At 49.1% G+C, this 23,437-nt stretch carries 19 protein-coding genes; 10 read left to right on the top strand and 9 right to left on the bottom strand.

Annotated features, from left to right (window positions below; all coding sequences use genetic code 11):
- Positions 1–28 precede the first annotated feature (28 nt).
- The 5 genes from FD744_RS11620 to FD744_RS11645 are packed head-to-tail and all read right to left on the bottom strand — an operon-like array spanning position 29 to position 5,680.
- Positions 29–871: a glycosyltransferase gene (locus tag FD744_RS11620; RefSeq protein WP_160868281.1), complete on the bottom strand. Its 843-nt coding sequence runs from the start codon at positions 869–871 to the stop codon at positions 29–31.
- Positions 858–3,188, bottom strand: coding sequence for a capsular polysaccharide biosynthesis protein (locus FD744_RS25355; RefSeq protein ID WP_202403492.1), 2,331 nt, complete (start codon positions 3,186–3,188; stop codon positions 858–860). The genes FD744_RS11620 and FD744_RS25355 overlap by 14 nt, the downstream gene beginning before the upstream one ends.
- A gap of 50 nt (positions 3,189–3,238) precedes the next feature.
- On the bottom strand, positions 3,239–4,198 hold the full coding sequence (locus FD744_RS11635) for a NosD domain-containing protein (RefSeq protein ID WP_160868282.1): 960 nt from the start codon (positions 4,196–4,198) through the stop codon (positions 3,239–3,241).
- A 22-nt stretch (positions 4,199–4,220) separates the two neighbouring features.
- Positions 4,221–4,907, bottom strand: coding sequence for an ABC transporter ATP-binding protein (locus FD744_RS11640; protein WP_160868283.1), 687 nt, complete (start codon positions 4,905–4,907; stop codon positions 4,221–4,223).
- Entirely contained in the window at positions 4,904–5,680 is a 777-nt protein-coding gene (locus FD744_RS11645) for an ABC transporter permease (RefSeq protein WP_160868284.1), read from the bottom strand. Before FD744_RS11645 ends, FD744_RS11640 begins: the two co-directional genes overlap by 4 nt.
- Positions 5,681–6,367: 687 nt before the next feature.
- On the opposite strand from FD744_RS11645, the gene speB reads away from it, so the two are divergent.
- Together speB and FD744_RS11655 are read left to right on the top strand one after the other, a co-directional pair.
- A complete protein-coding gene (speB, locus tag FD744_RS11650; protein WP_034823229.1) occupies positions 6,368–7,288 on the top strand; it encodes an agmatinase in 921 nt (306 codons plus the stop codon).
- A 774-nt stretch (positions 7,289–8,062) separates the two neighbouring features.
- Positions 8,063–8,473, top strand: a complete 411-nt coding sequence (locus FD744_RS11655) for a YidB family protein (protein WP_160868285.1) — start codon at positions 8,063–8,065, stop codon at positions 8,471–8,473.
- 50 nt (positions 8,474–8,523) lie between these two features.
- Here FD744_RS11655 and FD744_RS11660 read toward each other — a convergent pair whose 3' ends face one another.
- On the bottom strand, positions 8,524–9,279 hold the full coding sequence (locus FD744_RS11660) for a M48 family metallopeptidase (RefSeq protein WP_038644966.1): 756 nt from the start codon (positions 9,277–9,279) through the stop codon (positions 8,524–8,526).
- A gap of 273 nt (positions 9,280–9,552) precedes the next feature.
- Between FD744_RS11660 and tkt the strand changes: the two genes are divergently transcribed.
- The 6 genes from tkt (at position 9,553) to argO (ending at position 17,166) form a co-directional block, all read left to right on the top strand.
- Positions 9,553–11,544, top strand: coding sequence for a transketolase (gene tkt, locus FD744_RS11665; RefSeq protein ID WP_160868286.1), 1,992 nt, complete (start codon positions 9,553–9,555; stop codon positions 11,542–11,544).
- Between the two features lie 352 nt (positions 11,545–11,896).
- Complete coding sequence (epd, locus tag FD744_RS11670; RefSeq protein ID WP_034823224.1) at positions 11,897–12,916, top strand: erythrose-4-phosphate dehydrogenase; 1,020 nt, start codon at positions 11,897–11,899, stop codon at positions 12,914–12,916.
- Between the two features lie 51 nt (positions 12,917–12,967).
- Entirely contained in the window at positions 12,968–14,131 is a 1,164-nt protein-coding gene (pgk, locus tag FD744_RS11675; protein ID WP_160868287.1) for a phosphoglycerate kinase, read from the top strand.
- Between the two features lie 102 nt (positions 14,132–14,233).
- Positions 14,234–15,313, top strand: coding sequence for a class II fructose-bisphosphate aldolase (gene fbaA, locus FD744_RS11680; protein ID WP_034823221.1), 1,080 nt, complete (start codon positions 14,234–14,236; stop codon positions 15,311–15,313).
- A gap of 188 nt (positions 15,314–15,501) precedes the next feature.
- The gene (gene mscS, locus FD744_RS11685) at positions 15,502–16,371 is read left to right on the top strand and encodes a small-conductance mechanosensitive channel MscS (protein ID WP_034823219.1); all 870 of its coding nucleotides are present in this window, start codon (positions 15,502–15,504) and stop codon (positions 16,369–16,371) included.
- 171 nt (positions 16,372–16,542) lie between these two features.
- Positions 16,543–17,166, top strand: a complete 624-nt coding sequence (argO, locus tag FD744_RS11690; protein ID WP_160868288.1) for an arginine exporter ArgO — start codon at positions 16,543–16,545, stop codon at positions 17,164–17,166.
- On the opposite strand, the gene FD744_RS11695 is transcribed toward argO, so the two are convergent.
- Complete coding sequence (locus tag FD744_RS11695) at positions 17,145–19,421, bottom strand: FAD-dependent oxidoreductase (protein ID WP_373424392.1); 2,277 nt, start codon at positions 19,419–19,421, stop codon at positions 17,145–17,147. The two genes, argO and FD744_RS11695, sit on opposite strands and share 22 nt — an antisense overlap.
- A gap of 59 nt (positions 19,422–19,480) precedes the next feature.
- On the opposite strand from FD744_RS11695, the gene FD744_RS11700 reads away from it, so the two are divergent.
- Positions 19,481–20,179: an IclR family transcriptional regulator gene (locus FD744_RS11700; RefSeq protein WP_160868290.1), complete on the top strand. Its 699-nt coding sequence runs from the start codon at positions 19,481–19,483 to the stop codon at positions 20,177–20,179.
- Here FD744_RS11700 and FD744_RS11705 read toward each other — a convergent pair.
- Complete coding sequence (locus FD744_RS11705) at positions 20,166–21,473, bottom strand: MFS transporter (protein WP_160868291.1); 1,308 nt, start codon at positions 21,471–21,473, stop codon at positions 20,166–20,168. The two genes, FD744_RS11700 and FD744_RS11705, sit on opposite strands and share 14 nt — an antisense overlap.
- 218 nt (positions 21,474–21,691) lie before the next feature.
- Between FD744_RS11705 and FD744_RS11710 the strand changes: the two genes are divergently transcribed.
- On the top strand, positions 21,692–22,423 hold the full coding sequence (locus tag FD744_RS11710; protein WP_045814671.1) for an oxidative stress defense protein: 732 nt from the start codon (positions 21,692–21,694) through the stop codon (positions 22,421–22,423).
- 106 nt (positions 22,424–22,529) lie between these two features.
- Here the strand turns inward: FD744_RS11710 and FD744_RS11715 are convergent, their stop codons facing one another.
- The gene (locus FD744_RS11715) at positions 22,530–23,435 is read right to left on the bottom strand and encodes a LysR family transcriptional regulator ArgP (protein WP_034823211.1); all 906 of its coding nucleotides are present in this window, start codon (positions 23,433–23,435) and stop codon (positions 22,530–22,532) included.
- Positions 23,436–23,437 lie beyond the last annotated feature (2 nt).

The following is a 23,437-nucleotide window of genomic DNA, read 5'->3' on the forward strand; positions in this document are numbered from 1 at the left end:
GCATCGCGCCGGTTGTCAGGAAGATTAATTAATCGAATCTTTTTGAGAGTTGTGTATTACAGTATTTAATGTTCTTTTCAGTCCAATCTTCTAAAGTATATGGTGAAAAGGAGAGTTTTTCTGAAGACTCGAGATATTTTTCACGATTTAGTAAAGAGTTTTTAAGATGATTAACTAATTGACGATTGTTTTGGCCAGTTTTAACTGTAGTCCATCGCCCAGATGGGAACCACCTAGGAGTAGTGACCACTGACTTCCCACAGGCGCAAGCTTCATAAACGCTTAAAGGCACGCCGGGACTGATTGAGGCAGTAAATAGGACATCAATACGACTATAATCATCAGGACCGGCCGCCCTTTTTTCATATACACCCAAATCTTCTATGTGTTCTAATCCACGGCCAATCATCAAAACATCAAAATCGAAATCCTTTTTAGCGGCTAACACTACTTTTTTAAATGTTGATGAGCCTTTCCAACCTAATTTATTTTCCCCACAAAAAAATCCAACGGTTGGTCGGTCTGGAATTGTTTTGAAGGGCTTTATTTCAGCGCGTGTACCAATTGGTACTGTAATCGAACTTCCATTGAAACCGCTTCGTTTCCATAGCCATTCTTGCATTGGATGAGTAAAAATCACACCAAGTGCGGCATTAAATAAATGGATATCATGCGGTTCCATATTATGGACTTGAACAATAGTTCTAGTAATATCAGGAGATAATTTTAACTCTGATGATCTTATACATAACCAGATATCTGCTTTTTTAAAAGGTAGAGTTGATGGTGTGCAGCCAAACGTAGTGAGTTTTTCTTTAAGATCATTAAAAAGCCAACCTTTGTTTTGGCAATAAACATTAATTAGATGCATTTTTTACCTTCATCGCTTCTATTAATTGGTTGTCAATTTTTCTTGATAACGTAGAAATAGACTTTTCTAATGAGTGAATATGTTCTCTTAAGGATAAAAGTTCATTGGTTTTATCGCAAAGGGTATCTGCGATAGATTCTTCATCAGTTCGTATGTTGGCGGAGGTCATGTCGATTTTTGGGTTTGAATCTTTTATTTTCTTCATCTCGCTGAGGAATTTTAAAGCTTCCTCTGGTGATATGTATTTTCTATAAATAGGATCGAAGTATTTTGGATATACTATGTAAGAACCTGCAAAAAGTTCATCAATAGTTAATTTTCTGGTTCTTCTTGAATTTTCTTGTCGATCATCAGTTAGACCCCAACCGGAGTAAAATGGGCATCCAAGAGTAGTTACGTGAATGCCTCGAATCAGAGCTTCAAAGCCTGCCAATGAGGATATAGTATAAACATGATCAATGGTCTCTAGGGCTTGTGAAAGTGGAAAATCATTGGTAATGACGCTGCAAATATTTTTTACGTCTGATGGATTTGATTGGTATTTTCTAAACCCACTAAGAACATCGGGATGTGGTTTGTAAAGAATTTGAGCATCTGGGTTCTCAATTCTAGCCATCATCACAATATCGTTATTTGTGTATTTTATTTTAGAACCATACTCAATCGAAGCATCATCTTCGACTTGACCAATGACGAGAATTCTTTTTCTATTTTTAATTCCATATATTTTACTAATATCAACTTTTTCTGAATTGTTATATTTGCTTATTCCTGATTTTATTAAATTGTTTTTAAATTCTCTCGCTCTTTCAATTAGTTCTTTATCAAATGAATTGTTTTGTAGGATGTTTTCTAGATCTGATTCTTCACGAGCATTGAAGTATAAAGTTCTGGAGTCAAAGTTTAATGATAGCGGTGCTGTATGAGAAGCACCAAGCCCTAGAGAACGAATGAAGCCATCTTCAATGTATGTCTTTTTGATATTGATTTTTAAAAAGTCAGGATGAACCTTCATGCCCCATATCATAACCTCTGCATTTTTTGTATTTTTTATTTTCTTTATCCAGATATCGCGGGTAGCTTTATCTTGTAATTTAAATGGGATAAAAACGAATTTTTTATCTGGAAACCAACTTTTAAGAATTGGTCTTTTCCAGTCATTAATGTGGAAACCATAAACAGTAACATCATTATCAGAAAGATCAGGGAGGTTTTTCTTTTGAATGAAAGATTTCTTCTGACTAATTAAAATATCTAGTGATTCTTCAGGTGTAATGTATTTTTTGTATATTGGATCGAAGTATTTAGGATAGATTATATAGGCAGCTGCAAATACCTCATCAAGAGTTAATTTTCTCGTTCTCCTTTCATTGGGCTGCCTGTCATCCGTTAGCCCCCATCCAGAATAAAATGGGCAACCTAATGTAGTTACATGTATCCCACGCATTAATGCTTCAAAACCAGATAGGGACGAGATGGTGTAAACATGGTCAATTGTCTGTAAAGCTTGGTTTAAAGGGAAATCTTCCATAATAACCTGGCAGATATCCTTGACATCTTCAGGGTTAGAATTGAATTTCCTAAATCCATTAATGACATCTGGGTGTGGCTTGTAAATAATTTGAGCGCCAGGGTTTTCAAGATGAGCAATTGTTACAATATCATTATTAGTATATCTTTTTAAAGAGCCATATTTAATTGATGCATCATCCTCTACTTGCCCAATAATCAGAATTCTTTTCTTGTTTTTAGGTCCATAAATTTTATCAATGTCTATGTTTTGAGAGTTGTTATACTTGCTGATTCCAAGCTCAAGTAGTTTTTCTCTCATGCTTTTAGCTCGATTGACTAAAGCATCATCGAATTCGTAAGTATTAAGTAAGTTCTCTAGATCCGAAGGTTCTTTAGAATTAAAATATAGAGTTTTCGAGTCGAAGTTGAGGGATAAAGGAGGGGTATGGGAGGCCCCTAAACCAATTGAGCGAATAAAGCCATCCTCAACAAAGGTTTTTTTTATTTTTAATGCAGAGAAACGCTCGGGTAAATTCATTCCCCAAATTAATAATTCTGAATTTTTAGAGTTAGTTATTCTTTTTACCCAACTTTCTATCTGTTGTTTTGTTTTTAGATTAAAAGGGACATATACGAATTTTTTTTCTGGAAACCAAGATTCTATGATTGGTCTTTTCCATTCGTTTATGTGAAAGGCATATGAGACTTCTTCATTTTTCAGGGAGTTTTTCAGTTTTTTGTTTTGAATTGCATCGGCAAAAAACAGATTTGGATTTTTAAAAAGTTTTCTGGCTTTTTTATACATTATGTTTACTCATGTTGGATTTTTTAAGTTTATTTGAGATTTTAAGAAAGTTATTGGTCGTTATTTTTGGTTATTGAGTTGTTAATTCCATTGTCAATAATGGGAGTCTCAACTGAAATGAATTTATTATTGCTAACATTATTGTTGTCAGCATAGTCCGGGAAAAACTTACCTAAACCATCAATTGAACTATCCCCACAATCCATATGTTCCAGATTTTTATTCTTCCTTGATGCCAGCCAGATTCCGACTTTTTCACCTTTGAATAAGTTGTTTTGTATCCGATTAAAATCTGAATGCATTTTCCTAATTTCTTGGTTTCCAGAGTGAATTTTTTCGCTACAGTTTTTGTATAAAAAAACTCCTCCTAATCCATTTCTAACGAATGTATTAAAAGCTATAGTGTTTTTTTCAGACGAGTCGATGGCAATCGCTTCTCTCTTGGCCTTTCCATTTGAAAAGCCATTGCCTATAAATGTATTGTTCATTATTAGGTTTCGAATCGAATTATGTTCAATATATATTCCGGTTGCAGCAGAACCTAAAATTAACGAGTTTTTGACTGAAATGTTCGAAGTGAAATCATCTAAAAATATTCCATTTTTACCCGAGTTAGTGACAACTACATTTTCAATGGATATGTCATGAGGGGTTCTTAAATATCTGTCTGGCTGATTAGTTTTCTTAGTGTCAGGGCCCAGCCACGATACTCTTATAGCCGAATCTTGCGCTGAATCTATCTTGCAATTTTTGATTAAGATATTGTTTGTTTTTTTTCCGTTGGAGCTAACTGTAATTCCGTCTTTAAAATCACTAGCATTTATTGTTGCTCCATTGCAATCAAGAGTAGTATTGCTTTGGGTGATTAAAATACTGGTGTTATAAATGCATTGTTTGTTGAGTGTCACATTTCCGGATATTTCTTTATTTATGATGCATGCTTGTTCTGCATTCACGTTACTAATACATATAAAAAATAATACTGATAGTGATTTTTTAATTAAATTCATTTTTAGCTCAGTCTTATCTTAGTTAAGGATGATCTGCAGGACTATTGTCAATTTCATCCTCAAGATAATTATTTATTGCATCATTAATATCATTGTAATATATAACTTCATTTTTACGACCGATGTAAATTGAAGCGTCGCAAAATTCTTTCAATGATCTAAGGCTATGTGAGACCATGATAAAATTTGATTCTAAATGACGAGATTTGAATAGTGCTGAACATTTCTTTTTGAAGTTTGCATCACCTACTGCAGTTACTTCATCTACTAAATAATAGTCAAAGTTAAATGCCATGCTGAGACCAAAGCCTAATCTTGATTTCATTCCGGATGAATATGTTTTAATCGGCATGTCAAAATATTTACCAAGCTCTGCAAAATTTTCTACGAAATCTACTTTGTCTTTTAGTTCATTATTCTTTGAGTATAATCGTGCGACAAACTTTACATTCTCACGCCCAGTAAGGCTGCCCTGAAATCCGCCTGAAAGACCCACAGGCCAAGATATTGATTTCTGGGTTAATATTCTTCCCTTATCAGGAATGTCAATCCCTCCAATCATGCGCAATAAAGTTGATTTTCCTGCACCATTACGCCCTATCAATGCAATGCTTTTATCTGAAGGGATTTCTATATTTAAATCTTTAAATACAAAATGTCTTCCATTAGGCGTTTTGTAAGATTTCGTTAAATTTTCAATTTTTATCATGATCTCAACATCTCTTTTTCACGAATTTGATATATGGATAATGATAAAAACAAAGTTGCTAGCGTGCATATAAATAAATACTGCAAGCTTACGCCATCACTTACATATCCTGTTACCACAGCCTCCCGACTTAGTTCTACAGCATGCACTATTGGATTCCAAAGGAAGAATGACCAGTATTCTTTAGGTATCGAGTGTAATGGAAACATTATGCATGAAATAAAATATAGAGGTTTTAACATGATGGGAAGAAATCGCTGGGTCTCAGGTATTGTTTTTCCTGCAACCATGAATATTATACCTACGCTTCCAGAGAAAAATATTAAAAGTAACCATGAGCATATTAGTTGTAATAAATTCATTACTATAATTTTTTCTCCTGTTAATATTAAGGTGAACATGATTATCATATATACAGTTGCGTATATAATTGACTCTAGAATAACTCGTGCAATAATTGTGTCGATTGGTTTTATAGGTCGATAGTTAAATAGACCTAGGTTCGATTCTATGGCGCTAATTGAACGTTTGCTTATATTGCTAAATAAAAAGTAAGGTATGATTCCGTTAATTAAAAACACTGGAAAGGAGATGTCTGGCATAGTGCGGTGCATCACATACCCGAAGATAGTTAGCAATATCAAGAGATGTGCTGTTGGCTCCAGTATCGCCCAAAAATAACCCAATCGATACTTACCAAATCGTGTTCGTATTTCACGGAGGAACAGCGCCTTTACGGCAGCTTGCTGGACTTCAAATCCACTTCTGGCCATTTGTTTAACTCATGAGAATTGGGAGGGTTTTTTACACGCTACCGCCCCTGGCTTAACAGCTACCAATGCACTGGACGCAATACGGGCGGTGTAGGGGGGAGGTTTATAGTTTTTCAGACGAGGGCGCTGAAATAATCAGCATATTTTACGTAAATTCAAAAGATTAGAGCTGATGAATACGCGATAGACGTGATGCCATTTAGCACAATCAGATGGTTTAGAGTTGATATGAATCCATCCACTTGAACAGCTAGTCCCTGCTTGTCTGTAAGAATTTTCCCTAATTTTGACGGCTTAAGTTACAGATCATGTCGAAATAATCCTAAACGTTTTCGTCTATTAATATTTTGCAAATTATCTGTAAGGCCTATTGAACTAATCTATACATCCAATTTATGACAAGCGATTGAATATATTGAATTTAATTTATTTTATCGTTTCTGCTCTTAACCTCACTCTGTATCGTAAAATCAACACTGCTAATCAATTCATTCACGAGACAATCCACTGATTTTTACAAAAAGTAGTAGTTGTTACATTTCAAAGGTGATGATTGCAGGTCGTCTGATTCTTCGCGATAATCACGCATAACAAATCCCTTCCTCGTCGGGCCTAACGACGCGGAGGGGATTTTTTTCATCTATACCTTAGTGGCTAACCGACTCACGGATCTAAAGAGGACAAGTTATGTATAACACCCTGGGCAATCAGTACGATAACTCCCTGGTTTCTAACGCCTTCGGTTTCATGCGCTTCCCGGTGAACTTCCAGCCTTACGACAGCGATGCTGAGTGGGTGATCACTGGTGTACCTTTCGATGCCGCAACTTCAGGTCGTCCGGGCAGCCGTTTAGGGCCGGGCGCGATTCGCCAGATCTCCACTAACCTTGCATGGGAAGGTTGCCGCTGGCCGTGGGACTTCGATCTGCGTCAGCGCCTGAACGTGGTGGATTGTGGTGATCTGGTTTATGCATTCGGTGATTCACAGGATCTCTCTGACAAACTGCAGGCGCACGCTGAGAAGCTGTTGGCAAACGGTAAGCGTATGCTGACCTTCGGGGGCGATCACTATGTCACGCTGCCACTGCTGCGTGCCCACGCTAAGCACTTCGGTAAGATGGCATTGGTGCACTTTGATGCACACACTGACACCTACTCCAACGGTCCAACCTTCGACCACGGCACCATGTTCTTCACCGCGCCGAAAGAAGGCCTGATCGATCCGAATCACTCTGTGCAGATTGGTATCCGTACTGAGTTCGACAAGAGCCTTGGCTTTAACGTGTTGGATGCGGCACAGGTTAACGACCGCAGCGTCGATGATATTCTGGCGGAAGTGAAACGCACCGTGGGCGATCTGCCGGTGTATCTGACCTTTGATATCGACTGTCTGGATCCGGCACACGCACCGGGCACCGGCACGCCAGTGATCGGCGGACTGACCAGCGATAAAGCTACCAAGCTGATTCGTGGCTTGCAGGGTATGAACATCGTCGGGATGGATCTGGTGGAAGTAGCGCCGGGTTATGACCACGCTGATCTGACTTCACTGGCGGCGGCTACACTGGCGCTGGATATGCTGCACGTACAGGCAGCTAATAAAGGCTAATTACTCGGAGGGCAGGGCCCCATGCCTTGCCCTCCTGTTGGCAATTCCTAATAGTCATCATCTATATCGTTCATAGTTGAACGTAAAAAGTGACGCCCAGCACCTGCAACTAACGCGACAGCGGTAACGATTTGAATTGCCAGCATTCGACGCTCCTCGGCTCCTAAGGAGCCACGCACGCAAGATGTAATCTTTCTCTGACTTTCTCAATTTGCCATATTCAATACCGGTGAAGTCTCGCCATCATCACGTTTCTGCTTTCTCATTCTCCGCTTAATTCGTCTACTGATGTTTATCGTCTGATCTCGACGAGCATTGAAAGCAATGATGTCAATCTGTGAAGTGGGTTGGGATTTGTTGTGAGCGGCGCAGAGTGATTAAGAAAGGGTGATAGCTGATGGGGCGATCCATTGCCCTCGACGTCCCCGGTTCCTAGTAATCGTCATTCACATCTTTGGCTGCGGAACGTATCACCAGATACGCGCCGATTAGCACAATCGCGATAACGATGGCGAGAATAATCAGAATGGTCAACATAGTATGTGGTGCTCCGGTGACTCTCTCTGATATCGCCTGAAAACTAACGGTCAGTGTAGACCATGCTCACTATGACATGGCCTCGTCTGGCGAGTTCAGACCATTGTCACGCTTCTCGCATCAACGGCTCAACAACTTAACGGTGACAATTCGTTATCGGCTGCGCGTGGCTATACTTTGATGCGTACGTCATTAATCGCTTCGTTAATTACGGTTAGAGAAGCTTTGGAGGTCACCATGGGCTTTCTGGATGAATTAGTAGGTTCGCTGGGGAACGGCAACGGTCAGGGCAATCAGTTGGGTCAGTTGCAGGCGATCTGGAATTGGGTGCAGGAGCAGGGCGGAATCGAAGTGCTGCTGCAGAAGTTTCAACAAGGCGGGCTTGGCGAGGTGCTGGGTTCGTGGATCGGCACTGGTGGCAATCAGCAGGTCGGCGGCGGTGAGATTCAGAATGCTTTCGGTCAGGAGGAGTTGCAGTCGCTGGCCGATAAGCTGGGCACCGATGTGAATGGTGCATCTGGCACGCTGGCGGCGCTGTTACCGCAGCTGATCGATAAGATGTCGCCGCAAGGTCAGCTGGATGAGCAGAGTCTGCACAACAACCAAATGGATTTAGGTTCGATGGTGGATGACCTGTTTAAGCGCTAGCTGTTGAAGCTGAAGAGAGGAGCGCACATGGCGCTCCTTTTTATGGCCGATTATTTGCCATCTGCCGCAATACGATCGCGGATGTGCTGTGCACGTGCTGCGGAATCCGGGTGCGAATCGAACATCGAACTCGTTTGGCCTTGCTGCATTTTCGCCAGTTTCTCGAAACTGGTGGCTAAGCCAAGTGGATTAACACCGCGCTTTTTCAGCAGGTCATAAGAGTAATCATCCGCCTGCGATTCCTGTGTTTGCGAGAACTGCGCATTGACCAGCTTCTCGCTTAGATCGCCCAACTGGGATTGCGACAGTTGACCAATCACGCCGCCCACCGAGGCCGCAGCGGTGCGTGCTGCCGTGGTGGCGTAGGCAACCTGCATCGCTTTACGCGTATGGCCGAGCGCAACGTGGCCCATTTCATGGCCGAGCACACCTTCCACTTCGTTATCGGTCATCATATCCATCAAGCCGCTATAAACGCGGATGCAGCCGTTGGCCATCGCCCACGCATTCACATCTTTGGTCAGATAGACTTTGTAGTTGGCTGGCACACCATTGATGTTATCGCCCAGCGCAGCGGCGATTTTGTTCAGGCGCTGCTGATATTCACTATTGGCAGGCGCGAGCTGGTTGTCTTTGTCCATCTGGGCACAAGACTGATCGCTTAGCTGCTTCACTTGTGAATCATTCAACGTATAAGCCTGATAGGCCTGCGCGCCGGATTGCAGTAGCGCGTTATTGTCCATTCCTTCGCAGCCGCTCAGCAGCGAAGCGATTCCCACAGCAAGAATTGTGGCGCGGATTTTCATTGAGAGGTCCTTTGCGTAACAAGGTAGAGAAAACAAACACCTGAAATTGAGATCGGTGTTCAAACGCTTTGTTTATAGCTCGCATCCTGTTCACTGGCTAGCAGACAAGCCCCGAATTGCAACCGTTTACCCGCTATTTAGCACGTCGACACATGTACTTTTGCCCTGCGTTTCATGTACATTGATGTGCGACTTTTTTCTCGCTTCGCCTGATAACTGATTAATTACAATACGTTAAGCGCGGCGGAGCATTAATCCGACCTGGAGTAGAAGATGCCCTCTCGTAAAGAGCTTGCCAACGCCATTCGCGCGTTAAGTATGGATGCAGTACAAAAAGCCAAATCGGGACATCCTGGTGCCCCTATGGGCATGGCGGACATCGCCGAAGTGCTGTGGCGTGACTTCCTGAACCACAATCCGACTAACCCGCTGTGGGCAGATCGTGACCGCTTCGTGCTGTCTAACGGTCATGGCTCCATGCTGATTTATAGCCTGCTGCACCTCACCGGTTATGACCTGCCGATGAGCGAGCTGCAGAACTTCCGTCAGCTGCACTCTAAAACTCCAGGCCACCCAGAATACGGCTACACCGCTGGCGTTGAAACCACCACCGGTCCACTGGGCCAGGGTATCGCTAACGCAGTCGGCTTCGCCATCGCTGAGCGCACTTTAGCGGCACAGTTCAACCGTCCAGGCCATGACATCGTAGACCACAACACTTACGTGTTCATGGGCGACGGCTGCATGATGGAAGGCATCTCACACGAAGTGTGCTCAATCGCCGGTACCCTGAAACTGGGTAAACTGGTTGCCTTCTATGATGACAACGGCATCTCAATCGATGGTCACGTTGATGGCTGGTTCACTGACGATACCGCAGCTCGCTTCGAAGCTTACGGCTGGCACGTAGTGCGTGGCGTAGACGGTCACGATGCTGACGCCATCAAGAAAGCAGTAGAAGAAGCCAAAGCGGTTTCAGACAAACCTTCACTGCTGATGTGCAAAACCATCATCGGTTTCGGTTCTCCGAACAAAGCCGGTACCCACGATTCACACGGCGCACCGCTGGGCGACGACGAAATCGCACTGACCCGCAAACAGCTGGGCTGGAACCACGCGCCGTTTGAAATTCCTTCAGACATCTACGCGCAGTGGGATGCGAAAGAAGCTGGTCAGGCGAAAGAATCTGCATGGGATAAGAAGTTCGCTGCGTATGCTGCTGCTCATCCTGAACTGGCTGCAGAGTTCACGCGTCGTACCAACAACGAGCTGCCAGCTAACTGGGAAACTGAGTCGCAGAAGTTCATCGAACAGCTGCAGGCTAACCCAGCTAAAATCGCCAGCCGTAAAGCGTCTCAAAACGCGATTGAAGCGTTCGGTAAGATCCTGCCGGAATACATGGGCGGATCGGCTGACCTGGCGCCAAGCAACCTGACCATGTGGTCTGGTTCTAAGCCAATCAACGAAGATGCAGCCGGTAACTATATTCACTACGGCGTGCGCGAATTCGGTATGACCGCGATCGCTAACGGCCTGGCGCTGCACGGTGGTTTCCTGCCTTACACCGCAACCTTCCTGATGTTCGTAGAATACGCGCGTAACGCGGCACGTATGGCTGCGCTGATGAAGATTCGTCAGATCATGGTTTATACCCACGACTCAATCGGTCTGGGTGAAGACGGTCCAACGCACCAGCCGGTTGAGCAGATGGCCAGCCTGCGCGTAACACCAAACATGAGCCTGTGGCGTCCATGTGACCAGGTGGAGTCTGCGGTTGCCTGGAAATACGCTATCGAGCGCGTTGGCGGCCCATCAGCCCTGATCTTCTCTCGTCAGAACCTGGCGCAGCAGGATCGTACCGCTGAGCAGCTGGCAAACGTGGCACGCGGTGGTTATGTGCTGAAAGACAGCGAAGGTACGCCAGAGCTGATCTTGATCGCTACCGGTTCAGAAGTGGAACTGGCCGTTGCAGCTTATGACAAGCTGACCAGCGAAGGCCGCAAAGTGCGCGTTGTTTCAATGCCTTCAACCGATGCCTTCGACAAACAGGACGCGGCTTACCGTGAATCTGTACTGCCGAAAGCAGTTGCTGCACGTGTGGCTATCGAAGCGGGTATCGCAGACTACTGGTTCAAATACACCGGCCTGAACGGCGCTATCGTTGGCATGACCACCTTCGGTGAGTCTGCTCCAGCAGAGCTGCTGTTCAAAGAGTTCGGCTTCACCGTTGAGAACGTGGTGAACACCGCGAAATCTATTCTGTAATCAGCGGTCGCCGTGAGGGCGACCCAACAGGTTAGATGATCGCCAACGAAGGTGCGCTTTATGCGCACCTTTTTTCATTTCAGACCCCGCCTTCAACCTGAAACGCTTCAATTATTCCTGCAGTAATAATTTTTACGTGCGAAATATGTGACGTAGATCCAATAATCAGCAGCGCATTTGATCGCAATCATTCCTGTTATTCCGCGCATGCTTTATTCTAGCTGAACCGTTTCAGTTGCAATTGAGTGGCATCATTTTGCAACGTTAAGCGGGCAATAATTCCCTGTACAAAACGCAGCGAAACGCTCAAGGTATTTGGCACGTTTTTTTGGCTGTTGTTGCAGGAAGTGAGATGACCGTTCGCATAGCAATTAATGGTTTTGGTCGTATCGGACGCAATGTGCTGCGTGCGTTGTATGAAACCGGCCGCCGCGCTGAAATTACCGTGGTGGCGATCAACGAACTGGCTGAAGCCACCGGCATGGCGCATTTGCTGAAGTATGACACCAGCCATGGCCGCTTTGCCTGGGATGTGCGCCAGGAGCGCGATCAGCTGTTCGTGGGCGACGACACCATCCGCATTCTGCACCTGGCCGATATTGATGCACTGCCATGGCAGGAACTGAACGTCGATATCGTGCTGGATTGCACCGGCGTGTATGGCAGCCGCGCAGATGGCGAAGCACATCTGCAAGCGGGCGCGAAGAAGGTGTTGTTCTCGCACCCGGGCGGTAATGACCTGGATGCCACCGTAGTGTTCGGCGTTAACGAACAAGCTCTTAAACAAACTGACCGCATTGTCTCCAACGCATCTTGCACCACCAACTGTATTATTCCGGTGATCAAGTTGCTGGATGACGCCTTCGGCATTGAATCGGGCACCGTGACCACTATTCACTCGGCAATGCACGACCAACAGGTGATTGACGCCTATCACAGCGATCTGCGTCGTACCCGTGCCGCCAGCCAATCGATCATTCCGGTGGATACGCGTCTTGCTGCGGGCATTACCCGTATTTTTCCGAAATTTAACGATCGCTTTGAAGCCATCGCTGTGCGTGTGCCCACGATCAACGTGACAGCCATTGATTTGAGCGTTTCGGTACGCGAAGCCGTGAAGGCGTGTGAGGTCAATGCGTTGCTGCAAAACGCGTCAGAAGGGGCGTTTCGTGGTATAGTTGACTATACGGAATTACCGTTAGTCTCAGTAGATTTTAACCATGATCCGCACAGTGCCATAGTCGATGGCACGCAAACGCGGGTCAGTGGTCATCACCTGATCAAGACCTTGGTTTGGTGTGACAACGAATGGGGCTTTGCTAACCGCATGATCGACACCACGTTAGCAATGGCCGCAAGCGGTTTCAGGTAAGACGCGGACTGCGTCTGGCAAAACTTATGAGAATCAACGAGAGGGTTCACCATGTCTGTAATTAAGATGACCGATCTGGATCTTGCTGGTAAACGCGTTCTGATCCGTGCCGATCTCAACGTGCCAGTGAAAGAAGGGAAAGTGACGTCAGATGCACGTATCCGTGCTTCTCTGCCTACCATCGAAGCGGCGTTGAAACAGGGCGCGAAAGTGATGGTTACCTCTCACCTGGGTCGTCCGACCGAAGGTGAATACAACGAAGAGTTCTCGCTCCTGCCGGTTGTTAACTACCTGAAAGACAAACTGAACGGCACTAACGTGACCCTGGCGAAAGACTACCTCGACGGCGTTGAAGTCGGCGCGGGTGAGCTGGTGGTTCTGGAAAACGTGCGCTTTAACAAAGGCGAGAAGAAAGACGAAGAGTCGCTGTCAAAGAAATATGCCGCCCTGTGCGACGTGTTCGTGATGGATGCCTTCGGTACTGCGCACCGCGCGCAGGCTTCGACCCACGGTGTGGGCAAGTTCGCACCAATCGCTTGTGCTGGCCCGCTGCTGTCTGCTGAACTGGAAGCGCTGGGTAAAGTCATGAGCAACCCACAGCGTCCACTGGTGGCGGTTGTGGGTGGATCTAAAGTGTCGACCAAGTTCGACGTGCTGCAGTCTCTGGTGAAAATCGCGGATACCGTGATTGTCGGCGGCGGTATCGCTAACACCTTCGTGGCTATCGACAACAACGTCGGTAAATCACTGTACGAACCAGACTTCGTTGAAGCGGCGAAAAAGCTGCGTGACGAGCACGGCATTCCGGTTCCAACCGACTCTCGCGTGGGAACGGAATTCTCTGAAACTGCTCCGGCAACCGTGAAAAAGGTTTCCGAAGTGGCGGATAACGAAGAGATTATGGACTTCGGTGACGAAACCGCACAGGCGATGGCAAAACTGCTGAAAGAGGCAAAAACCATCCTGTGGAACGGTCCGGTTGGCGTGTTCGAATTCCCGAACTTCCGTAAAGGCACCGAAATCGTGGCGAACGCGATTGCAGACAGCGACGCGTTCTCTGTTGCGGGCGGCGGCGATACCCTGGCAGCGATTGATCTGTTCGGTATCGAAGACAAGATCTCCTACATCTCTACCGGCGGTGGCGCATTCCTCGAGTTCGTGGAAGGCAAAAAACTGCCCGCTGTAGCGATGCTGGAAGAGCGCGCTAAGCAGTAATTTTTGGGGGCGGCGCTTCGGCGCCGTCTGAAGGCTTGCCCATCCTGGGCAAAAAATCGACGTCCCTTTGTGGGATGAACGGTAACGAAACAGGACACAACCATGTCTAAAATTTTTGATTTCGTAAAACCCGGCGTTGTCACTGGTGATGACGTTCAGAAAGTTTTCCAAGTAGCGAAAGAAAACAAATTCGCTCTGCCTGCAGTTAACTGCGTCGGCACGGACTCCATCAACGCGGTACTGGAAGCTGCGGCCAAAGTTAAAGCGCCGGTCATCGTTCAGTTCTCCAATGGTGGTGCTGCCTTCATCGCCGGTAAAGGTTTCAAAACCGACAAGCCACAGGGTGCAGCAATCTTCGGCGCTATCGCCGGTGCGCACCATGTGCACCTGATGGCTGAACAGTATGGCGTGCCAGTGATTCTGCACACCGACCACTGTGCTAAGAAACTGCTGCCATGGATCGACGGTCTGCTGGATGCCGGTGAAGAGCACTTCAAGAAAACCGGTAAGCCACTGTTCTCTTCTCACATGATTGACCTGTCAGAAGAATCACTGGAAGAGAACATCGAGATTTCTTCTAAATATCTGGCGCGCATGGCGAAAATCGACATGACTCTGGAAATCGAACTGGGTTGCACCGGTGGCGAAGAAGACGGCGTGGACAACAGCCACATGGACGCTTCTGCCCTGTACACCCAGCCAGAAGACGTTGATTACGCTTACACCGAGCTGAGCAAAATCAGCCCGCGTTTCACTATCGCCGCTTCATTCGGTAACGTGCACGGCGTGTACAAGCCAGGCAACGTGAAACTGACCCCAACCATCCTGCGTGATTCTCAGGAATACGTGACCAAGAAACACAATCTGCCGCACAATGCGCTGGATTTCGTGTTCCACGGTGGTTCAGGTTCTTCTGCTGCAGAAATCGAAGAGTCAATTGGTTACGGCGTAATCAAAATGAACATCGATACCGATACCCAATGGGCGACCTGGGACGGCATCCTGCAGTACTACAAAAAGAATGAAGACTATCTGCAAGGCCAGTTGGGTAACCCAAATGGCGTGGATAGCCCGAACAAGAAATACTACGACCCACGCGTATGGCTGCGCTCTGCACAGGCTTCAATGGTTGTGCGTTTAGAGCAGGCTTTCAAAGAGCTGAACGCTGTCGACGTGCTGTAATTTTTCCTTACAGTACAAAAAAGGCCCGAAAGGGCCTTTTTTTATGCATTCGATTCGGAATAGTGAGTAAATTCAGCCCATCTTTGGCGCTTCATGCCATTTTTGTTTACCCTTGTACACGGGAGTGCCGGAGCTAATCTGGCCGTTTTTGCATTTTCCTGCGGGAAACTCAACAACAGGGCTAACAAATGGAAGACTTAAATGTCGTCGATGGCATTAACAGTGCCGGCGGCTGGCTGGTACGTAATCAGGCACTGATCCTGAGCTATGCGGTGAATATCGTTGCGGCGATCATCACCATCATTATTGGTATGTTCATTGCGCGTATCGTTTCAAATACGATCAATCGCGTGCTGCAGGCGCGTCATATCGACGCTACCGTTGCAGACTTCCTCTCTGCCCTGGTGCGCTACGGCATTATCGCTTTCACCTTAATTGCGGCGCTGGGTCGCGTGGGCGTGCAAACCGCCTCGGTGATTGCCGTACTGGGTGCCGCCGGTTTGGCCGTGGGTCTGGCACTGCAAGGCTCTCTGTCCAACCTTGCAGCGGGCGTGCTGCTGGTGACCTTCCGTCCGTTCAAAACCGGTGAGTTCGTTGATTTGGGCGTAATGGGTACCGTGCAAAACGTGCAGATTTTCTCTACCACGCTGAAAACCGTGGATGGCAAAATCGTGGTGATCCCGAACGGTAAAATCATCGCCGCCAACATCGTTAACTTCTCGCGTGAGCCGATTCGTCGTAACGAATTTATTATCGGTGTGGCCTATGATGCGGACGTTGATCAGGTGATCGAGCTGTTACGTGAAGTCGTCGAAGCCGATGAGCGTGTGCTGAAAGACATGGGGATTCAGATCGGTCTGAACGAACTGGCCGCCTCTTCACTGAACTTTGTGGTGCGCTGCTGGAGCAAAAGCGGTGACCTGCAGAACGTGTATTGGGATCTGCTGAAAAACTTCAAACGCGCACTGGATGCGAAGGGTATCGGCATTCCGTATCCGCAGATGGATGTGCATCTACACCAGGTGAAAAGTGAGCAGCAGGCTGCGCAAGCCGAGTAATCACTCAGTAGCCTTGTGTTTTGAACGGTAAACTGCACAACATCGTATAAAGGTCGTCATTTATGGCGACCTTATTATTTTCTCTAATACCCGATTAAATCTTTCAATTTCCACTAATATCCTCGCGTCACTATACTGCATCGCATTACCTCGTTATTCAGGACTATCAACGTGTTATCTGTTTATTTACAAGGGCTTGCTCTTGGGGCTGCACTCATTCTGCCATTAGGCCCGCAAAACGCATTCGTGATGAACCAGGGTATTAAACGCCACTACCATTTGATGACGGCGGGACTTTGTACGCTCAGTGACATTTTGCTGATTTGCGGCGGCATCTTCGGCGGCAGTGCGCTGCTAAATCAATCCCCCATTATGCTGATGCTAATTACCTGGGCCGGCGTGGCGTTTCTGCTGTGGTACGGCTGGGGCGCACTGCGCAGCGCATGGCAGGGTGATGTGACGCTGGCCGATGATGCGGTGATGAAGCAAGGCCGCTGGCGCATTATTGCTACCATCGTGGCTGTGACCTGGCTCAATCCGCATGTCTATCTCGACACCTTTGTAGTACTCGGCAGCCTGGGCAGCCAGCTGCCTTCTACCGCAGCGCGTCAGTGGTTCGCGTTGGGCACGGTGAGCGCATCGATTATCTGGTTCTTTGGTCTGGCGCTGTTAGCCGCATGGCTGTCACCGCGTCTGCGCACAGTGCGCGCCCAGCGCATCATCAATCTGCTGGTGGGCGGCGTGATGTGGTTTATCGCCATCCAGTTAGCGCGTCAGGGCATTGCCGCGTTCTGATGCAGATGTAAACCGTACAGTGCGGGTAGCGCGCCCGCACTGGCGATCAGCTCTAAGCGTATCTGCCGGAAACTGACATCCTGCGGCACGACGTGGTGGCATAGCGAGTGATGATTGTCCTTCACTTCCACCAGTAACATCTCATCCAGCCATAACCGGTAATGTGTGGTGCAGTGCGGCGTCACTGCTTGCGCATGACCCATCTGCACCGTCTCCATCGCATGGTCGAAGTCGTTATCAAACAGCAGGGTGATTTGGCGTGCGTGTTGCTGTAGTTCCCATCGCCAGGTGACCGTCGGCTGAGCATCATCCAGTGCTGGCACCCAACAGTTGGTGTGCTGTTCCGGACGCAATTTGCCGTTGAGTAAATAATCGCGATGCCAGAGTTTTAGCGGCGTCTCCAGTGCGAACGCCAGCAGAACCTGATGTGGCGCACGGCGCGGCAGCCAGAAATCAAACTCATCCACGCCGTAATCGCCGTCATTGATCTGCCTTGTGCGTTTGGCAACGCGAGGATTGAGGCTGTTGAACACCATCATCACGCCTGGCAAGCGCTGGCGGGTAAGTGCCACTTCAATCTCTGGCTGCTCTTCGAAGGCGATAAATAAGTAGCGATCAACCTCCGCACGGTAATCAAAGCTCAGGCGGTAGCTGCCCTGATCGTTAACCGTGATTGTCTGGTTGGCGATGTGCTGATCGCCGCAGGTGTTGGCCGGATTGTCACTGCTGAGCAGCGAAACCTGCAGTTTTTGCGTCTGTTTGGCGCGAAGCTGCAAGGATATCGTCGGTAAGCGCTCACCGGCTTTCAGTGGCAGCAGCAACGCACAGCGCGATTGCAACGACTGCCAACCGTCATCGGCGGGCAGGGCGCTGAGTTGCAGGGTGCTACTGACCTCGATCTGCGCATCGCTGACCGGGTGCAGCAATGGGTGGCGTGGGATAAACGCGCCCTGACGCAGCAGTTGTTGTTGCAACTGTGTGACGCGCTCCGGCTGTGCCAGCTGTTTCGGCGTGAGTTGCTGTTGCTGACAGATCGCCGCCGCACGTCCCACCACTTCACCCAGTACGCCGCAGGTGCACATCACGCGTGCGCTGCCAAAGGCCACGTGGGTGGCAGAAATCAAGCGACCGGTGAGCAGCAGATTATCCAGCGACTGGCTGTAAAGCGCACGGAATGGAATGGTATAGGTGCCTTTGCTGTGAAACTGGCGGCAGCCATCGTGTTCGCTGTAGACGCCATCGGCCGGATGCAGGTCAATCGACCAGCCGCCGTAGGCGACGGCATCGTAGTGATCGCGCTGTTCAATAATGTCCTGCTGGCACAACAAGGTGTCGCCCACAAAGCGGCGGCTTTCGCGTTTGCCAGGGATTAAACCGACCCATTCAATCGTTAGCGTGTCGGCATCCGGGAACTCGCCGGAGTTTTTAATGTAATCCCAAACGCCCCAGACAATTTTCCACAGCTCCCATTTGATGGTTTCGCTTTCGTGCACCGTATCGAGCCGTCCGCCCCATTCCAGCCACCACAAATCACAGCCGTTAAGATCGGAGGTCAGGCGTTTGTAACGCGGAATGGCGGTAATCTCTTTAAGCGCAAAAGAGGGCGGGACAAAGCGAACCGGCTGCGAAGTACGTTTGGTGTAGAAGTAGATTGAGTGGCCGAGTTTGTGGCCAAAATGTTCGCCTGGCGCCATCTTTTCGCCAAACTCTTCAACGGTTTCCGCACCCACGCGATGCGCTGCGCCCGCCAGATATCCCAGCACGCCATCGCCGCTGGCATCAATAAACTGGCTGGCCTTAACGTGATAGCGGGTCTGATTGATGGCGTTGAAGGCCTGCACCGATTGCAAATGACGGTCTGATTTCTCGATATCGGTGACCACGGTATTGAGCAACAGAGTTAATCCGGGCTGCGACTGCACCAAATCCAGCAGCACCATATCGAACAGCACCGGATTGCCCTCTTTGTTGCGCCACAGGTTCTCCTCCATGATCTCGCCCATGATGCCGCCTTCGCGCGCCCAGCGGTTGTTGTTGCCCATATGCGATGTCGCCCCGTTGGCCCACAAGCGCACTTCACTCGATGCGTTGCCACCCAGAACCGGGCGATCCTGAACCAACACCACCTGTAATCCGTCACGCGCGGCGGCCAGTGCGGCACACACGCCCGCGAGCCCACCGCCCGCCACCAACAGATCGGCCTGTATTTTTTGCTCTGGGAAGTGGCGCGCATTTTGCGAAGAGAAAGTCTGCATCATTTGCTTCCTGTCATGCTGAAGCTAAGATTGGTGTTTTGAGCGCCACAGGGTGAACTATGTCTTCTCAACCCAACCAAAGCCTGATTGATGGGATTCGCTGCTTGCAGTATTTGGTTTCCAGCGATAAAGCCGTGGGCTGCCGTGAACTGGCGCGACAGATGGACATGAACAGCACACGCGTTAACCGCCTGCTGATGACCATGGCCTCGATTGGCCTGACGATTCAGGACGAACATCGCCGCTATTTGCCCGGCCCGGGGATTCATGCTCTGGCGGCGCAGGCGATTCGCGGCTCCTCGCTGTTTGCCCAGGCGCTGCCGCAACTGGAAGCACACGCGCCGCGCGACATCGTGGTGGCGCTGGGCGTGTTGTGGGAGGACCAGGTGATTTACATCTGGCACTCCGAACCGGGTGAGCGCACCAGTGCCAGCCAGGCGCTGGCCGGTTTCCGCATGCTGCCGGCGTGGCAGTCGGTGATTGGTGTGTCGCTGCTGGCGACAGAGAGTGATGAGCAGTTGCGTCCACGATTTACCGACGAACAGTGGGCGCAGATGGCGCCGTTGCTGGCGCGCAAGCGTAATGCAAACCATTTGATCTGGCACCGTGATGACGGAGAAATCAGCATGGCGCAGCCAATCAATAACAACCGCGCCGCGCTGGCGTTTGCCAAAATCTGGCAGGCAGACGATGCGCATCTGCAGCAGCGGGTGACGCAGTTGCAGTCGCTGGCGAAAGTGCTGATCAGTGCGCGCTGACATGCTCGATTTTCCCGACCACGAACAGATAGCTGCAAATGCCTATCGCGGCCAGCACGGCAATAAAGCCGAGTGCTGGCGCGAAATTGTCGCCATCGATCAACGCGCCAATGGCAATCGGCACCACAATAGCGGAAAGCGCGCCGGTGAAATTGAATACGCCGCCCGCTAAGCCAATCAGATGGCGAGGTGCCAGTGCGGTGACAAACACCCAGGTGATGGTCGCGAGGCCGTTGCCAAAAAACGCCAGCGACATAAACAGCACGATGAGCGTGGCGTCGTCAGTGTAATTGGCGCCAAGAATAAATAGCGTCAGGAACAGGCCAAGGATCACCGGCAATTTACGCGCCACGCTGGGCGACACGCCTCGCCGTATCATGCGATCCGAAGCGAAACCTGCCAGCAGTACGCCACAGAAAGCGGCGAAGTAGGGCACGGAAGCCACGTAGCCGCTTTTAATGAAGCCCATATGGCGATACTCCACCAGATAGGTCGGGAACCAGGTGAGGAAGAACCAAAAGGTGGCGGAGATGGTGAACTGGCCGATATAGATACCCACCAGTTTGCGGCTGCGGAACATTTGTGCCAGATCGGCCCAGCGGGCCTTCGGCTGCAGCGTGTGCTGACGGCTCTCGAGTAAGGCACCGTTGCTGCGCAGGTAGTTTAATTCGGCTTCTGACACGCCTTTATGCTCATGTGGCTCACGGTAAAGCAGATACCACACCAGCGCCCAGATCATCCCGGCCACACCGGTCATTAGAAACAGTCCACGCCATCCAAACGCATCCTGCACGTGGAACAGCAGCGGCGTCATGCAGGCGAGTCCAACGAACTGGGCCGAGGAGTAAATGCCGATGGCGCTGGCACGCTCCTGTTCCGGGAACCAGCTGGATATTACGCGGTTATTCGAAGGCATCACCGGCGCTTCAAAGGCACCGACGCCCAGGCGCAGGCCAAACAGCGCACCGAAGCTGTTGGCGAGCGCATGCAGGGCGGTGATGAATGACCAGGCAAACAGTCCTACGCCATACACCAGTCGCGCGCCGAGACGATCAATCAGAAAACCTCCGGGGATCTGCAGCGCCGCATAGATCCAGCCAAATGCTGAGAAGATCAACCCCATCTCCATTGGCGTAAAGCGCAGTTCACCGGCCATTTGCGTGGCGGCCACAGAGAGATTGGTACGATCCATGTAGTTGATGATGATGTTGATGAACACCAGTCCCAACATCAGGAATCGGGTACGTCCGGCGCGTACGGCATCGGCGCTGTGGCTAAGGGGCTGTTCTGTCATAATACAACTCTCCCGGAGGCTAGAATTGTTTCTTTAATAGAAACACCAAGGCGAACTTTCCGCGAATCTGTCAGCATAGTTTTGCGATCGCGGATACGTTAAAAACGCCGTTATCCGAACTTTTTGGTGATTTCAAACTCAGACCATCACGCATAGTAATGTGTTTTAGGTTTAGCCATAGTGGCGACCTGTAAATTGAACCTTCAAGGAGGACTTTCGTGAAACTGAAAGCACTGGCGCTGGCCGCCGTTATGAGCACTGGCGTAATGTCAGCGATGGTACAAGCGGGTGAAGTCCCTAATGGCCCGCATGTTGTGACCTCAGGTCAGGCAAGCGTTGATGCCCGTCCGGATATCGCGACACTCTCCATCGTGGTGAATGTTTCTTCGAAAGATGCGGCAGATGCGAAAAAACAAGCTGATGACCGCGTGGCGCAATATTTCGATTTCCTGCAAAAGAACGGTATCGAAAAGAAAGATATTGATGCGGCAAACCTGAGCACGCAACCCGAGTATGACTACACCAAAGAAGGGAAGTCCGTACTGAAAGGTTATCGTGCGGTGCGTCAGGTGCAGGTGACCTTACGTCAGCTGGATAAACTGAATGAGTTGCTGGACGGCGCGCTGAAATCTGGCCTGAATGAAATCCGTTCAGTAGAGCTGGGTGTAGCGAATGCCGATGCCTATAAAGATCAGGCACGTAAAGCGGCGATTGCTAACGCCACTCAGCAGGCCGGTGCGCTGGCAGAAGGCTTTAATGCGAAATTAGGCCCGGTATACAGCATCCGCTATCACGTGGCGAACTATCAGCCAATGCCAATGGCGCGCATGTACAAAGCGGCTGCCGCCCCTGCGGATACTACCGCGCAGCAGACCTATGAGCAGCAGAGCATTCACTTTGACGATCAGGTGGATGTGGTGTTCGAGATTAAGCCGAATACAGCTCAGTAATCTGATGTGTTGAATCATAGCGGCGTGATTTATGGCGCTGAACGGCAGCAATACTGCTGTTCATTCATGCGATAAACCGCGCCGCTATGCTCATCAGTAATTGGGATTAGGCTGTCGCCGTATCCTGACGCAATACGCGATGACCGTGTGCAATCAATGCATCCGTCACGCTGCGCATTAAGCGGCTCTCTGGCGCGAAGCGGTGCCAGTAAAGCATGCGACGCTGATAAAGACCCGGCGTCAAATCCACCAAATCCCCTTGTGCCAGTTCACGCTCAATCTGTAAGTGCGGAATCATACAGCACACCGAACCCTGACGCGCCAGCTGCACGAAGGCTTCCGATGAGTTAACGATGTGGCACGGTACGCTACCCGGTGACAGATCAAAGTTCTGCTGTAAAAACGCCTGATGCATATCATCGAGATGGTCAAACGCCACCGCGGGAGCTTTCAACAAAGCCGAACGCGTGACGCCATTCGGGAAGTAGCGCGCAGCAAAATCCGGCGAGGCGCAGAACAGATAATCCAGTGCACCCAATTGATCCACCAGACAGCTTGGCAGCGGCTGCGGTTGAATACTGACAGCACCAACCACTTCACCACGACGCAGGCGTTCCTGAGTACGGGTTTCATCTTCGACCTGCAGATTCAGGCGCACCGGTGAATCGGCCAGCACATCTTTCAGCGCAGGCAGCAGCCAGGTCGCCAGACTGTCGGCGTTGACCGCCAGTGACAGCAGCAATGGCGTGGTGCCGCCGTTGTCATCACCCAGCCACTCTTCTTCCAGCAACTCGACTTGATGTAACAGTGCCAGCAGTTTTTGTCCTTGCTCGGTCGGACGCGGCGGCACGGTACGCACCAGCAGCGGCTGACCAAATAAATTTTCCAGCTGTTTAATGCGCTGTGACACCGCAGACTGCGTGATGCAGAGTTTTTGGGCCGCACGCTCAAAACCGCGCTCGCGAATCACAGCATCCAGCGCCTGAAGCGTTCGATAATCCGGGCGTTTCATTG

Origin of the sequence: Pantoea sp. Taur, from assembly GCF_009830025.1 — a bacterium.
Taxonomy (GTDB): domain Bacteria; phylum Pseudomonadota; class Gammaproteobacteria; order Enterobacterales; family Enterobacteriaceae; genus Pantoea; species Pantoea communis.